The sequence below is a fragment of the Streptomyces sp. NPDC002935 genome (genome assembly GCF_040611295.1).
Classification (GTDB): domain Bacteria; phylum Actinomycetota; class Actinomycetes; order Streptomycetales; family Streptomycetaceae; genus Streptomyces.
This window is the reverse complement of sequence record NZ_JBEXNW010000013.1, coordinates 1-13,430: the sequence shown is the minus strand read 5'-3', so window position 1 is coordinate 13,430 and position 13,430 is coordinate 1. Positions and strand designations below refer to the sequence as shown.

At 72.2% G+C, this 13,430-nt stretch carries 9 protein-coding genes; 7 read left to right on the top strand and 2 right to left on the bottom strand.

Features of this window, described 5'->3' with window-relative positions; translation table 11 throughout:
- Positions 1-115: 115 nt before the first annotated feature.
- A complete protein-coding gene (locus tag ABZX90_RS19225) occupies positions 116-1,000 on the bottom strand; it encodes an RNA polymerase sigma-70 factor (protein WP_351126915.1) in 885 nt (294 codons plus the stop codon).
- A gap of 111 nt (positions 1,001-1,111) precedes the next feature.
- On the opposite strand from ABZX90_RS19225, the gene ABZX90_RS19220 reads away from it, so the two are divergent.
- Both ABZX90_RS19220 and ABZX90_RS19215 read left to right on the top strand, forming a co-directional pair.
- The gene (locus ABZX90_RS19220) at positions 1,112-1,765 is read left to right on the top strand and encodes an NAD(P)-binding domain-containing protein (RefSeq protein WP_355206295.1); all 654 of its coding nucleotides are present in this window, start codon (positions 1,112-1,114) and stop codon (positions 1,763-1,765) included.
- Between the two features lie 175 nt (positions 1,766-1,940).
- Positions 1,941-2,771, top strand: coding sequence for an alpha/beta fold hydrolase (locus ABZX90_RS19215; RefSeq protein ID WP_355206292.1), 831 nt, complete (start codon positions 1,941-1,943; stop codon positions 2,769-2,771).
- Positions 2,772-2,915: 144 nt separating this feature from the next.
- Here the strand turns inward: ABZX90_RS19215 and ABZX90_RS19210 are convergent, their stop codons facing one another.
- Positions 2,916-3,908: a DMT family transporter gene (locus tag ABZX90_RS19210; RefSeq protein ID WP_355206289.1), complete on the bottom strand. Its 993-nt coding sequence runs from the start codon at positions 3,906-3,908 to the stop codon at positions 2,916-2,918.
- Positions 3,909-3,955: 47 nt separating this feature from the next.
- On the opposite strand from ABZX90_RS19210, the gene ABZX90_RS19205 reads away from it, so the two are divergent.
- The 5 genes from ABZX90_RS19205 to ABZX90_RS19185 all read left to right on the top strand — a co-directional run bounded on the left by ABZX90_RS19205 (position 3,956) and on the right by ABZX90_RS19185 (position 13,339).
- Positions 3,956-5,455, top strand: coding sequence for a PLP-dependent aminotransferase family protein (locus ABZX90_RS19205; RefSeq protein ID WP_355206286.1), 1,500 nt, complete (start codon positions 3,956-3,958; stop codon positions 5,453-5,455).
- A gap of 289 nt (positions 5,456-5,744) precedes the next feature.
- Complete coding sequence (locus tag ABZX90_RS19200; protein ID WP_351126907.1) at positions 5,745-7,340, top strand: alkaline phosphatase D family protein; 1,596 nt, start codon at positions 5,745-5,747, stop codon at positions 7,338-7,340.
- A gap of 255 nt (positions 7,341-7,595) precedes the next feature.
- A complete protein-coding gene (locus ABZX90_RS19195) occupies positions 7,596-9,044 on the top strand; it encodes an SWIM zinc finger family protein (RefSeq protein WP_355206284.1) in 1,449 nt (482 codons plus the stop codon).
- The gene (locus tag ABZX90_RS19190) at positions 9,041-11,692 is read left to right on the top strand and encodes a DUF6493 family protein (RefSeq protein ID WP_355206281.1); all 2,652 of its coding nucleotides are present in this window, start codon (positions 9,041-9,043) and stop codon (positions 11,690-11,692) included. Before ABZX90_RS19195 ends, ABZX90_RS19190 begins: the two co-directional genes overlap by 4 nt.
- A gap of 198 nt (positions 11,693-11,890) precedes the next feature.
- Complete coding sequence (locus ABZX90_RS19185) at positions 11,891-13,339, top strand: GNAT family N-acetyltransferase (protein WP_351126901.1); 1,449 nt, start codon at positions 11,891-11,893, stop codon at positions 13,337-13,339.
- Positions 13,340-13,430: the final 91 nt, after the last annotated feature.

Sequence of the window (13,430 nt, the reverse complement as noted above, 5' to 3'; positions counted from 1 at the left end):
GTTCACGGGGTGTTCTCGCTGGGCGATGTTCGTGACACAACGCCGAAAGCCCCCGTCCAGAGGGCGGGGGCTTTCGCTGTCCTGCGGTGGCTGCGACGGAGGCGTTCAGGAGGGACTACTCGGAGGAAAGGGACACCAGCTTCTCCGGGTTGCGCACGATGTAGACGCACTGGATACGGCCGTCCGCGACGTCCATCTGGATGACGCTGTCCGGCTTGCCCTCGGACAGCACGAGCACCGCGACACCGCCGTTGACCTCTAGGAAGCGGAACGACACGCCGGCAGCACCCTTCCTGGCGGCGCCGATGACGAAACGTCCGACCTTGTCGGCGGAGTCGAGGACCCGCAGCGGCGCCCGGGCCAGGCCCCCGCTGTCGCCGATCAGCCGCGCGTCCGGCGCCAGCATGGACATGAGTCCCGCCAGATCGCCCTCGGCCGCCGCGGCCAGGAACCGCTCGGTGAGGTCACGGCGTTCGCCGGGGTCGACCTCGTAGCGCGGTCGCCGTTCCTCGACGTGCTTGCGCGCCCGCCCGGCGAGCTGGCGCACCGCCGGTTCGCCCCGGTCGAGGACGGTGGCGATGTCGGCGTACGGATAGCCGAACGCCTCTCTCAGGACGAACACCGCGCGTTCCAGGGGTGACAGGGACTCAAGGACGACGAGGACGGCGAGGGAGACGGAGTCGGCGAGGACGGCCCGTTCAGAACTGTCCGGGACGGTGTCGCCGAAGTCGGTGACGTACGGCTCCGGGAGCCAGGGTCCGACGTACGCCTCACGGCGCGACTGGACCTGGCGCAGCCGGTCGATGGCGAGCCGGGTGGTGACGCGGACCAGATAGCCGCGCGGTTCACGCACGTCCGACCGGTCGTCGGCGGACCAGCGCAGCCACGCTTCCTGGACGACGTCCTCCGCGTCGGCCACCCGTCCGAGCATGCGGTACGCCACGCCCATCAGTACGGGGCGATGGTCTTCGAAGACATCGGTCGCGGTGTCGGTTGCCACCCCACCATCCCACCCGACACATCTCTTCGTGTCCAGGCGAAATCGCCGCCCCCGGAGCACAATGACCGCGGGCCGCCGGTGGCCTGCGGTCTCGACACTGGAGGTACGACGATGCGGTACGCGGTTCTGGGCACGGGCGACGTCGGGCGCGCGCTTGCCGGCAAGTTGGTCGAACTGGGTCACGAGGTGTGTCTGGGGTCGCGCACGAAGGACAACGCCGCGGCCGTCGAGTGGGCCGACGGGGCGGGTCCGGGGGCGTCCCACGGCACGTTCGCGGATGCCGCGGCGTTCGGCGAGGTGGTCGTGAACGCGGTGGGCGGGCGGGTCGCTCTCGACGTGCTGCGGTCGGCAGGAGAGGACCATCTGGACGGCAAGGTGCTGCTCGACGTCTCCAACCCCATGGCGTTCGAGGAGGGCGAAATGCGTCTCTCTCCCGTCGAGTCGGACAGTGTGGGAGAGCAGATCCAGCGCGCGTTCCCGCAGGCACGCGTGGTGAAGAGCCTCAACACCGTCAACTGCCACCTGATGGTCGACCCCGCCAGGGTGCCGGGCGAGCACCAGATCTTCGTCTCCGGTGACGACGAGAGCGCCAAGGAGCAGGTGACCGGGCTGCTGGGCGAGTTCGGCTGGCCCGTGCACCGCGTGGTCGACCTCGGGGGCATCCGGACGGCGCGGGCCGTCGAGATGTACCTGCCGCTGTGGCTGAGCCTCTTCCAGGGCATCGGGCACCCGGAGTTCAACGTGGAGGTCCGCAGGGCGCGTTGACGCGGGGTTCGGCAGGCGAGGGTCGGAGACGAGCGCGAGGTGCGGGCATCCGCCCGTCGGCCGACCGATCCGTGGCGTACGGTTCGTGACAATCCGGGGCTACCCGTCGGTAGCAGTTGCTGACAAGCTGTCTACAAGATGGTTCGTCACGGCGTCCCAGACAAGGAGCAGCCCCATGTCCGACACGGTCTCCGTCAGCCTCCCCTCCCCGCGCGGCCCGAGGACGGTCACGCTGTCCTACGCGCGCGTGGGCACCGGTGAACCGCTGCTCCTGCTGCACGGGATCGGCCACCACCGGCAGGCCTGGGACCCGGTCATCCCCATCCTCGCGGCCGAGCGCGACGTCATAGCCGTCGACCTTCCCGGCTTCGGCGAATCCCCGGCGCTGCCCGAGGGGCTCACCCACGACCTGTCGACGGTCGTGCCCGTGCTCGGCGCGCTGTGCGAGGCGCTGGAGATCGAGCGGCCGCATGTCGCCGGCAACTCGCTGGGCGGGCTGCTGGCCCTGGAACTGGGCCGCGAGAAGCTCGTACGGTCCGTCACGGCGCTCTCCCCCGCGGGCTTCTGGTCACCGGTGGAGCGGCGCTACGCCTTCGGTGTGCTGATCGCCATGCGAGCGGCGGCCCGGCGCATGCCGCTCCCCGTCATCGACCGGCTCTCGCGCTCGGCGGCCGGGCGGACCGTGCTGACCAGCACCATCTACGCCCGGCCCGGCCGCCGTTCACCGGACGCCGTCGTCGCCGAGACACTCGCGCTGGCTCGTGCCGAGGGATTCGCCGAGACCCTCCGGGCGGGCACGAACGTCCAGTTCACCGACGACATCCCGACGCTTCCCGTCACCGTGGCCTGGGGCACCCGTGACCGGCTGCTGGTGCGCCGACAGGGCGTCCGGGCCAAGCAGATCATTCCGCGGGCGCGACTGGTGCGGCTGCCGGGCTGCGGCCACGTCCCGATGAACGACGACCCGGCGCTCGTCGCCCGCGTCATCCTCGACGGGAGCAGGTGAGCGGCGGCACGCCCGTTCCGCGAAGCCGGCGCTCGCCCGGGGCCGCCCGCCGTCCTCGGTGACGGCGCTCGCTCCGGGCCGCCCGGTGTCCTCAGTGACGGCGTTAGCTCCGCGCCGCTCGATTTCGTCGGGGACGGCGTCCGCTCAGGGCCGCCCGGTGTCGTCAGCCACCGTGCTGGGGCGGCGCCGGCCGCCTTCGTCGCCGACAGCCGGTGAGTTTCCGCGCCCGCCGCTCGCGGAGGCTGTCCGTGAGCCGCGTCGGACGACGTGGCCCAACGCGCCTGATCCGAGGGCGACTCCAGCACCGACGAGGGCACTTCCCGCGGCCTGCGCGACTCCGTAGGCGCCCGTGCCCACGAGAGGCGCGGTGCAGGCGGCGGCTACGGGGATGAGGCCGGAGAAGAGCGTGGCGCGCTCCGCGCCGATGCGCTGCACGCCCATGTACCAACAGACGAAGCCGACGACGGTGACGACCGCCGCCTGCCACAGGAGCGCCGTCGCCTCGGTGGCATCGGGTACGCGCAGCCATGCTCCGCGGTCGGTGATCACCCCGGCCACCGCCGACTCGACGGCGGCGATCCCGCACACGGTGGCCGACAGCAGCCGTGGCCCGAGGGGCCGCAGTACGGGTACGGCCAGCACGGCGAAGCCCACTTCCCCGGCCATCGCGCCCACGGAGTACGCGATCCCCGCCCCGTCCGTGCGCCCCCATCCCTGAACGGCGAACGCGCCCAGGGCGACGAGCAACGCACCGTACAGGACGAGGCGTTGGGGACGACGGCCCTCCTGAAGTGGGACGAGCACCGCCACGACGACCGGGGCGCAGCCCACGAAGACGCCCGGGACCGCGGGTTCGGCCGTGCGCTCGGCGGCGAGCACCGCCAGGTTGAAGCCGACCATGCCGACGGCCGAGAGCAGCGCGAGGCGCCCCCAGTGGCGCGCCGGGAGCCGTCGCAGTGGAGCGGCGCCGCCCCGGCCGACCAGGGGCAGCAGCAGGAGGCAGGCGAGGCCGTAGCGCAGGAACTGGCCGCCCGCGTAGGGGTAGTGGCCAAGGACGCTGTTGGCGGTGAAGGAACCTCCGACGAGGACACAGGCGAGGGCGGCGAGCAGTGCGCCCCGGGTGGTGGTGGCGTTCATGACCGTGACGTTATGAAGGGACGTGGCCCGGTTTAAGGTCCACTTCCATGACGTCATCGGGGACCAATCGCGGCGGGCCGCCGCAGCCCGCTCCACCCGGCCCGACACCCTGGTCGGCCGCCTGGGAGCTGCTCCTGCCGGCCGCGACGGCTCCGCCGCGCGCGCGTGGCCGCACCCTGCAGGCGGCGCTGCGCGAGGCGGTCCGTTCCGGGCGGCTCGCTCCCGGCACCCGACTGCCGTCCAGCCGTGAGCTGGCCGGTGATCTCGGCGTCTCGCGGGGGCTGGTCACGGAGGCGTACGAGCAGTTGACAGCGGAGGGCTATCTGCGCAGTGACCGCGGTGCCGGTACCTGGGTCGGCGGCGCGGTCCGCGCGGTGGGTCCACGCGCGCGTGACCGCGCCCCACGGCCGGCCGGGGTGCGCGCCGACTTCGTCGCGGGAACCCCCGACCTGTCGCTCTTTCCGCGCGCCGCGTGGGCCGCCGCGCACCGCGGAGTACTGGCCGAACTGCCCCACCAGGCACTGGGCTACCCGGATCCCCGTGGTCTGCCGAGGCTGCGCACCGCCCTCGCCGAACTGCTCGTCCGCCGCCGGGGCGTGGTCGCGGACCCGGAACGCGTCATCGTGGTCTCCGGGGTCGCGCAGGCGATGACGCTGCTCGGATTCGTCCTCCACGCGCGCGGGGTGTCCGGCGTGGGTGTCGAGAATCCGGGCAGTCCGGAACACGGCTCGCTGTTCGCCTCGGCCGGCATCGGCACCGTACCGCTGCCCCTGGACGGCGAAGGCCTCGCCCTGGCTCCGCTCCAGGCCTCCGGCGTACGTGCCGTGGTGACGACGCCCGCCCACCAGTTCCCCACGGGGATCGCGTACTCGGCGCGGCGTCGCACCGAACTCCTCGGTTGGGCCCGATCCGTGGACGGGCTGGTGATCGAGGACGACTACGACGGCGATTTCCGCTACGACCGCGCCCCGGTGGGCGCCCTCCAGGGGCTCGATCCCGAGCATGTCGCGTACACGGGCTCGGTCAGCAAATCGCTCGCCCCGGGGTTGCGGCTCGGCTGGCTGCTCGTCCCCGCGTCCCACGTCGAGGAGGTCGTCGAGCGCAAACGCACCATGGACCTCGGCAACCCCGTCCTCGACCAGGCGCTCCTGGCGCGTTTCGTGGAGCGGGGCGACTACGACCGCCAACTGCGCCGCTGCCAGCGCGCCTACCGGGAACGGCGTGACGTCCTGGTGACAGCCCTGGAGGAGCACTTTCCCGGCGCGGAGGTGTCCGGGATCGCGGCGGGCCTGCACGTCGTCGCCGTCCTGCCCGAGCGGTACGGGCCCCAGGACCGCTTCCTGGCGCGGGCCACGGCGGCCGGAGTGGTCGTCCGTCTCTCGGCCCACTACGGAGAGACGGACACGGACGGCGTACGGCTGGTCCTGGGATACGCGCATCTGCCGCCCGCACGGATACGCGACGGCGTACAGCTGATGGCGGACGCCGTACGCTCCGAGGGCTCCGAGGGCTCCGAGGGCCGCGATGACCGGTTCTGGGCACCCTGAAACGCCCATACCTGCGTGGCACCGCCTGTGCGCCCGCGTCCGGGCGTGGCCCCCCGAGACACCCGCGTCCAGGCATGGCGTGTGGCACCCGCACCTGGATGCGGCACTCCTGAGGTGCCGTCAGCGCCCGCACCGGGCGGGTCCGAGTTTGCCCGTCCGGCCGGGCATCCGAGCGGCTATTCCCCACCCCTCAGGGTCAGTTGTTCACCTACGGTTTCCGTGTGCGCTGCGGCGCACCAGTAGTTGTGGCACTGCACACTGGCCCGAATCCGTCCCCGGAGGCGCATCCATGTCGCACCGTCCGCCCAGCTCCTTCCCCGGCCGCCGCAGCGTGCTGCGCGGCTCCCTGGCCGCGTCGGCGGCACTGGCTCTGCCCACCGCGCTCGGCTCGGCACCGGCGTTCGCCCTGTCCGGCCGGCCGAAGGCGGGCTGGGGCGTCCAGGCCGGCGACGTGACCGCCGACTCCGGTCTGGTGTGGGTCCGGTCCGACCGCCCGGCCCGGATGATCGTCGAGACCTCGGCGACCGAGTCGTTCCGCAACCCGCGCAGATGGCACGGTCCGCTGCTGGGCACGGACACGGACTTCACGGGAACGACCCGGCTGCGTGGACTGCCCTCCGGCGAGCAGATCCACTACCGCGTCCTGCTCGCCGATCCCGACGACCCGAGGCGCACCGGCGAGCCCGTGGGCGGGACGTTCCGTACGACTCCGCACGGGCGGCGCCGCGGCGTGCGCTTCCTGTGGTCGGGCGATCTGGCGGGGCAGGGCTGGGGCATCAACCCGGACATCGGCGGCTACCGCATCTACGACGCGATGGCGCGGCTCGACCCGGATTTCTTCCTGTGCAGCGGTGACAACATCTACGCGGACGGTCCGATCGCCGCGACCGCCGCGCTCCCCGACGGCAGCACGTGGCGGAACATCACGACCGAGGAGAAGTCCAAGGTCGCCGAGTCGCTCGCGGAGTTCCGGGGCAACTTCCGCTACAACCTGCTCGACGAGAACCTCAAACGGTTCAACGCCCAGGTGCCGTCCATCATCCAGTGGGACGACCACGAGGTGCGGAACAACTGGTACCCGGGCGAGGTGGTCGCGACCACGGACACGCGCTACACCGAGAAGAGCGTCGACGTGCTGGCGGCCCGGGCCCGGCGCGCGTTCGGCGAGTACTTCCCCATCTCGACCCTGCGGCCCGGCAACGGGGACGGCCGCGTGCACCGGGTCGTACGCCACGGTCCGCTGCTGGATGTGTTCGTCCTCGACATGCGCACCTACCGCAACGCCAATTCGCCGGACAACCAGACCACTGATCCGCAGGGCATCCTCGGCGCCGAACAGCTCGAGTGGCTGAAGCGCGAGCTGTCGCGCTCGCGTGCCGTGTGGAAGGTGATCGCCGCGGACATGCCGCTCGGCCTCGTCGTGCCGGACACGACCGAGGGAAAACCGAACATCGAGGCCGTGGCGCAGGGCGACCCGGGCGTGCCGCTCGGACGTGAGCTCCAGATGGCCGAGCTGCTGCGGTTCATCAAGCACCGGCGGATCACGGGCACCGTGTGGCTCACCGCCGACGTGCACCACACCTCGGCGCAGCACTACCAGCCGTCGCGGGCCGCCTTCACCGACTTCGAGCCGTTCTGGGAGTTCGTCTCCGGTCCGCTCAACGCCGGTGCCTTCCCGGCGAGCGCGCTGGACAACACGTTCGGTCCGGAGCGGGTGTTCGTGAAGGCGCCCGTCGCCTCGAACGTCTCGCCCGCCGGTGGCTATCAGTTCTTCGGCGAGGTCGACATCGACGGTGACAGCGGCGAGCTGACGGTGCGGCTGCGCGAACAGGACGGCTCCGTGCTCTTCGCGCAGGTGCTCAAGCCGGGGCGTGTGGGGCAGTAGCGGGAGCGCCGGCGGCGACGGCGACGGCACAGGGGACCGGAAGACCGGAGGCGCGGAGGACCGGAAGATCAGAGGACCGGAGGGGCGGTACCCGGTCCGCTGTGCGGTGCCTCCGGCATCCGTACGCTCGAACCGCCCGCCGCGCACCGGGTCACCTCCGGTGCGCGGCTTCGCGGGTCCGTCGCCGTAGTCGGCCGACGAGCAAGTCACCGCAGGTCAGAGCCGATTGTCAGTGGCTGCCTCTACGGTTTTTCCATGACGCGATCTTTGCAGGCCGTGGCCTACACCCGACCCTCCGCGCTGGAGTCCGCACCGGGCGGACGGCGCCTGGGCCTTGAGACCTCAAGGGGTACGACACCCACGGGGATCGAGGACCATCCGCGGTTCTTCGCGGGCTTTCTGACGTCACCTCAGGTGGCGGCCGCCGGCCTGCTCGCGGTGGCCGATGTCGCGGCGGCGCGCTACTACCAGCCGCAGCTGCGCGCCTCCCTGGATCCGGTGGTCACGGGCAACGGCGACCGGCTCCGCTTCGAGTCCTTCTCCGGCTGCGGCGGGGTGTACGCGCGTCTGGACGTCCTGACGGTGGGTCTCGACGGCGGCGAGATCGGGCACGGGACGACGAATGTCGACGTCAACAACCCGCTGCGTGAAGCTCTTTCGCGCATCGGTACGGACGATCCGCTGCACCTTCGGGTCGGCCCCGACGAGATGGCCGTGACCACGCTGGGCGGGCCCGTGGTGGAGAAGAAGGTGCCGCTGCCCGACCGCTGGCTGCGGGGGTTCGCCGAGGCCCAGGTGACCGCGGCCGGTTTCGATCTGCGGGCCGAGCTGCCCGCGGCGGAGGCGGTGCGGTTCCTGCGCTCGCTGCCGCGTGGCACCGCGCGCGGGATGTCGGGCGGTGCCCGGTGGGTGGTGGCGTCGGGCCGGGGACTGCGTCCGACGACCCGCCCGGTTCCGGGGGCGGTGTGTCTGCCCGGCCCCGAGCGGCTGATCGCGCTCCAGCGAGTGCTGCGCCATGCGACGGCCCTGCGGGTGTACGGGCCACCGGTCACCGGCGACGCCGTCGCGGCCGGCGCCTGGGAAGTCGTCCTGCCCGGCATGCGGCTCACGCTCACTCTGTCGCCGGACGCCTCCCGCGGCTTCTCCGGGGAGGGCGGGGTCCTGGACGCCCTCGCCACCGACGAGGCCACCGAGGACGCGGAGCTGATCGCGGTGCTCCTGGCCTGGGAGCCGCGTATCGACGTGGGTGACCTGGCCGCCGCCTCCGGTCTGCCGGCCGAGCGGGTGAGGGCCGCCCTGGTCATGCTGGGCACCTCGGGGCGCGTGGGGTACGACACCGCGGAGGCGGCGTACTTCCACCGCGAACTGCCTTATGACGCCGGGCGGGTGGAGCGGCACAATCCGCGCCTGCGATCGGCCCGGGCCCTGGTCACCGCGGGGGCGGTCGCCCTGGCCGGTGCCATCGGCACGGTGACCGCCGACGACGGGCATGTGCACCGGGTCCGCGACGACGCGGGAACGCTGAGCTGCTCCTGCCTGTGGTGGGCGAAGTACCGGGGCGGACGCGGGCCCTGCAAGCACGCCCTCGCGGTGCGGATGGTGCGGCGCGGGGAGCGGGCCGAGCACGGGGACGGTCCGGCTCAGGCCGATGGGCGACGCGAAGAGTTGTTGGAAGTTCCGGTCGAGGGGGGCGATGTGCGATGAGTGGTGAAGCGCTGCTGAAGGCGGTACGGGCGGGGCAGACGGTCGAGGCCGCCGGTCTCCTGGACGGGATGACCGATGCCGAACGCCGGTCCTGTCTGCCCGCGTTGAAGGAACTCCGCAAGGAGTTGCGGACAGCGCCCTGGGACGCGGGATCCCGGGTGGCCTATCCGGCGCTGCACGCGGCGGGGGCCGCCTGTCACACGGGTGCCGCCGGGGCTGCGACCTGGATCGGCGGGGCCGACATGCGCTGGTCCCAGGCCTCCCCCGGTGTCCTCCTCCATGTGCTGGGCGACCGCGAGACCGACTGGCTCGCCGACCTGACGCACCGGCTCGCCGACCGGCCGGCGACATCCCGGATCCCGTTCGCCCTGCTGTCGGGGCTGGTGAACTTGTCCGGCTGCGAGACACCGACGACCGACACCTATGTGCGGGGCTGGGTCGAGCACATCGGCGCTTCCTGGCACAGCGGAGGAACCGTGGCGCAGAAACTGCGCCGGGAGCCGGACCTGCCCCGGATGATCGCCGCCCTCTTCGAGTCGCTGGACGTCACGGGGCAGATCGCCTGGCTGTTCGGCGATGGACCGGGCAGCTGGTACAACGCCCTCGCCGAACTGGCCGAGGAGGGCACTCTCGACCGCAAGGTCCTGGTGGACGCCTGCGTGGCCCGGCTGCTGCGCGGCGGCGCCCCCGCCGACCAGCGGGTGTTCCTGCGCCTGCTGTCGTGCCTCGGCCCGACACGTGAGGAGGAACGTGAGCGCTCGGCCGACTGGACGGCGCTCGCCTGCGAAGCCATGCCCGCCGTGGCCTGGCACGCGCAGTCGGTGCTCGCCTCTCTCGCGCTGGACGGCGAGTTGACGTCCCGGCAACTGGCCGAGATGTCCTCGGGCGTGCTCTTCCGTCCGGAGAAGAAGCTGGTACGGGCTCAGCTCATCCTGCTGGGGAAGGTTCTCAGGCGCGATCCGTCCACGGCGGATGTACTGCTGCCCGCGGTGGCGCAGGCCTTCGGGCACGAGGACACGGAGGTGCAGGAGCGTGCCCTGAAGCTGGTGGAGCGGCATTTCACCGCACTGCCCGACTCGGGTGACGGCCGGGATCGACTCGGCGAGCTGGCCGTCGACTTGAGCCCGGGGCTGCGGCTCCGGGCGCGGCGAGTCCTCGGCTTCGAGGACCTCGGCTCCGAACCGGCCGTTCATGAAGAGGTGCTGCCACCCGTTCCGGAGCGCGTACGGCTGGCGGCGGCGCCCGATTCGGTGGCGGAACTGGCCGAGGAGGTCAGCGCGCTGCTGGCCTCCGGTGGTGGCGTCGCCGCGTTCGAGCGCACCCTGGACGGCCTTGTCCGCCACGCCCACCGCGACCGGGACGCTCTGCTGGAGGCCCTCGGCCCCGTCGTCGCGCGATGCTGGTGGAAGGACGCCGATCCGCGGTACTCGACGGCGGGGACGTACTTCCGCGAGTCGCCGCACGGTCTCGAAGGCGTCCTCGCCGCCTTGTTCGAGCAGGTCGGCATGGACACACTCCATGCGGCGGTCCAGCAGGGCACGACGAACGGGAACTGTCGGCACAGCGCTCTGTCACGGGCTTTCGACGCACGCTTGTGGGAAGTGGCCTACCGGCTCCGCGCCGATCCGATGCCGCTCCTGCTGGCCACTCCCAGCTGGGACACCGGGCTGTTGGAGCCGGACGAGCTGGTGGCGCGCCTCACCGAGTACCGGCGGCTCGACGCCCGGCCGGGAGCCGCCGACTTCGCCCAGGCGCTGTTGCGGGTGCGGCGCGACGACCGGACGGCGGCGACGGCGGCCGCGGCGCGGGCCCGCGCTCTCGGCAGTCCCGAGGGGTACCGGCTGGCCCAGTGGCTCGCCGCCGAAGGACCTCTGCTGCCCGTGAGCCGCCGACGGACCGCCGGCGTCCGTATCCTGCTGGAACTCGGTGAACTCGAAGAGATACAGGGCCTGTTCCCTCCGGAGTTCCGGTACCTGGGACGCCCCTTGACCGTGTTCAAGGACCGCTCTCACTGCTGGCACTGGGACGTCACGGACCGGCACCACTGGCCGGCCGTCGTACCGGGACGGCGGGAGCTGGTGGCGGCGCGTCTGCTGCGCGACATCAGCACGGTCGCGGTGGACGACAGTCGCGAGGAGGCCGCAATTCTGCCGCTCCTCGCCGAGGGCGACGGTACGGCGGGCGAAGCGCTGCACCTGTGTGTGGCGTACGGGCTCGGAGCCCGGCATCCCGAGGACCGGCTCGCCGCGGTGGACGCTCTGCTGGTCCTTGCCGCCCGGGGACAGCTCGACGCGGGGCGACTCGGCGCGGACGTCGGTGAGTTGGTACGCCGGGGCGCGGTGAAGCCGTCCCGGCTGGCCGAGTCGATACGCACGGCGGCGGCCACGGGCGCGTACGCCACCGTCTGGTCGGTGCTGCGCGACCTGCTGCCGGCCCTGTTGGCCGACCTCGCGGCGGAGGGGGCGAGCGGCGGCCCTGTACGGGGGCTCGGCGAGCTGCTGACCGTCGCCGCCGACTGCGCCGAGCGGTCCGGGGCACGCGGTGATCTCGCGCATCTCGCCGGGACCGCCGGGCGGCGCGGCTCGTCCAAGGTGGTGGTGCAGGCCCGCCGGCTACGGCTGGCGCTGACGCAGGAGGCCGCCGCCTGACGTAGGGCCGCCACGCCCGTGACGCACGGCGACCGGGGCCGCACGGCCCTGACCAGGTGGGTAGCCCGCTCGTGCGTTCGAGGCAAAAGACCCGTAAAAAGAACGGTAAAAGGGGCAGAACGACACTTAACCGATCAGTCACAAGCCGTTCGTGATCACGCAACACCATTCCTTCACAGTGACTGTATGACTCCAGACATGTCTGATGTGACGCGTGCGAAGCACGGACGCCCCGTGCACCACTGGCGGCGGGACGTCGTCGAACTCGCCGCACTGTTCACGGCCGTTGCGGTCGCGGACGGTGTGGCCAACCTGGTCGGGCACGGGCCGGACGGTCCCGCGCTGCTGGGCATTTCCGCGGTGATCCTGGTCGCCACGGCCGGATTCCACACATGGTGGGCACGGCGCCACGGTCACGCTCCCCCGACGAGCGATACCGGCGCCCGGCCGCCCGGGGACGAGCGAGCGGCCGGGCCGCCCGGGGAGGAGGCGGGCACCGCCACACCGGTGGCCGTCTCGGAGACGACCGTGCTGTGGCGGATGCGTACGACGGTCAAGGACGCTCCGGGTTCGCTGGCCGCGCTGTGCACGGCGCTCGCGCGGCACCAGGTCGACATCCTGAGCCTCCAGACCCACCCACTGGCGGACGGGACGGTCGACGAGTTCCTGCTGCGCGCCCCCGCCGGGCTGGCCACCTCCGAGATCACCCGCAACGTGGCGCAGGCCGGAGGCACCGGGACCTGGATCGAGCGTGCCGACGCTCACGATCTGGTGGACGCGCCGACCCGGGTGCTCGGCCTGGCCACCCGTACAGCCCTCGACGCCTCCGAACTGCCGCTCGCACTGCGGCAGTTGCTCGGACGGTGCACGATCCGCTCGCTGCCTGCCAAGTCCCCCGTCTCCGGGCGGGCGGCGGAGGGCGCTCCCGTGGAGGGGGCACTCGAGGACACGGTGATGCGACTGCGGGCGCCGGAGGGCGGAGTGATCACGGTGGAGCGGCCGTATCTGCCGTTCACGCCGACCGAGTTCGCGCGGGCGCGGGCGCTCGTCGAGCTGGACGCTCGGCTCGGGCCGCGTATTCCGCGCGGGCAGGACCTGCTTACGCTGCCCGAGGGCAACGCGATCACCGTACGGCGCGCCGACGTCTCCGACCTCGAGGCGGCCAAGGCGATGCACGAGCGGTGCTCGCCGCGCACGCTCAGCATGCGGTACCACGGCCCTGTCGGGGACGCGGACCGCTACCTCAACCACCTGCTCAGCCCCAGTTTCGGGCGCACCCTCGCGGTACAGACGGCATCCGGCAGGATCGTCGGGCTCGGCCATCTCCTCTGGGACGGCGACGAGACGGAGGTCGCGCTGCTCGTCGAGGACGACTGGCAGCGGCGCGGTATCGGCGCCGAACTGATCGGCCGCCTGGTGACGATGGCCGTCGAGGCCGGCTGCGAGAGCGTGTACGCCGTCACCCAGGCATCCAACACCGGCATGGTGACCGCCATGCGAGGCCTGGGCCTCCCGCTCGACTACCAGATCGAGGAGGGCACCCTGGTCATCACCGCCCGCCTGGAGGCGACACCGGTGTCCTCACGCCGGCCGCACGACCACGTCCAGGAGCACATGCAGCACGGGACGCGGGCCGTACGGGACTAGAGCCTGTCTCTTTGACGGTAGGAGACCGCACTCAGTCCAGGGTTCTTGAGCTCCGCTGCGATAGTTGCGCAGCAGCGTGACCCGTGTGAAA